This window comes from Pseudomonas sp. 7P_10.2_Bac1, assembly GCF_025465935.1.
Lineage (GTDB): Bacteria > Pseudomonadota > Gammaproteobacteria > Pseudomonadales > Pseudomonadaceae > Aquipseudomonas.
Window position 1 is genome coordinate 1 of record NZ_JANLNV010000016.1, and the last position, 1,188, is coordinate 1,188.

Annotated in this window: 1 protein-coding gene; it reads left to right on the forward strand. The window is 56.1% G+C overall.

The annotated features are described in order from the left end of the window. Positions 1-88 precede the first annotated feature (88 nt). Positions 89-1,072 carry an IS5 family transposase gene (locus NTD86_RS03560; protein ID WP_262200781.1) on the forward strand — a complete coding sequence of 328 codons (984 nt, stop codon included), beginning with the start codon at positions 89-91 and terminating at the stop codon, positions 1,070-1,072. Positions 1,073-1,188: the final 116 nt, after the last annotated feature.

Sequence of the window (1,188 nt, forward strand, 5' to 3'; positions counted from 1 at the left end):
AAGGATTCTCCGATCAAGTCAGCACAGGCCATCTGACCTGTGCTGAAATAGCCCTCCGTCCAACTGCCTTCTACAAGCCCGCCATCCCATGAGCCAGATGAGCTTTTCCGATTTCGAGTACGCCGGTAAGCGCAAGCAAACCCGTCGCGAGCGTTTCCTGGCCGAGATGGAACAGCTGGTTCCGTGGAGCGGGTTGGTGGCGTTGATCGAGCTCCACTACCCAAAGGCTGGTGGTGGCCGCAAGCCGTATCCACTGGAAACCATGCTGCGCATTCACCTGCTGCAGAACTGGTTCTCGTTGAGCGATCCAGCCATGGAAGAGGCGCTGTACGAGATTACTTCGATGCGCCAGTTTGCTCGTCTGACGCTCAGCGCTCCGATCCCCGAAGACACGACGATCATGAATTTCCGGCACCTGCTGGAGAAGCATCAGTTGGCGGCGGGCATTCTGGAAACCATCAACAACTACCTGCGAGACAAGGGCCTGTCGTTGCGCCAGGGCACCATTGTCGACGCAACCATCATCCACGCACCCAGTTCGACCAAGAACAAGGACGGCAAGCGCGATCCTGAAATGCATCAGACGAAGAAAGGTAATCAGTATTTCTTTGGCATGAAGGCGCATATCGGTGCCGATGCTGAGTCGGGCCTGGTGCACCACGTCCACGGTACAGCGGCGAATGTGGCCGATGTAACGGAGGTCGCTCACCTGTTGCATGGCGATGAAAATGTTATCTGTGCCGACGCGGGTTATACCGGCGTGGAGAAGCGGCCGGAGCATGAAGGAAGGCCGGTAATCTGGCAGATTGCGGCTCGTCGTAGCACCTATAAACACTTGAGCAAACGAAGCGTGCTCTACAAAGTCAGGCGCAAGATCGAGAAGGTCAAAGCGCAGGCGCGAGCGAAGGTCGAACATCCATTCCGTGTGATCAAGCGCCAATTCGGCTATGTGAAAACCCGTTTCCGTGGCTTGGCCAAGAACACGGCGCAACTGACCACGCTGTTTGCCCTGTCGAATTTGTGGATGGTGCGTCGGCAATTATTGCCTGGAGCGGGAGAGGTGCGCCCGTGAGGGCAGATAACCAAGGCTGTGCCTTGGTTATCCAATAATTAGCGGCTGAAAATCGGGCTTTTCGGCATCTCCAAGCCGTTCATTTCCGGCTGATGGGCAACTTGTTCGGAGTTTCC

What these genes read in the sequence shown, in the direction of transcription:
- NTD86_RS03560 (WP_262200781.1), top strand. Translation starts at nt 89, where the DNA reads ATGAGCCAGATGAGCTTTTCCGATTTCGAGTACGCCGGTAAGCGCAAG.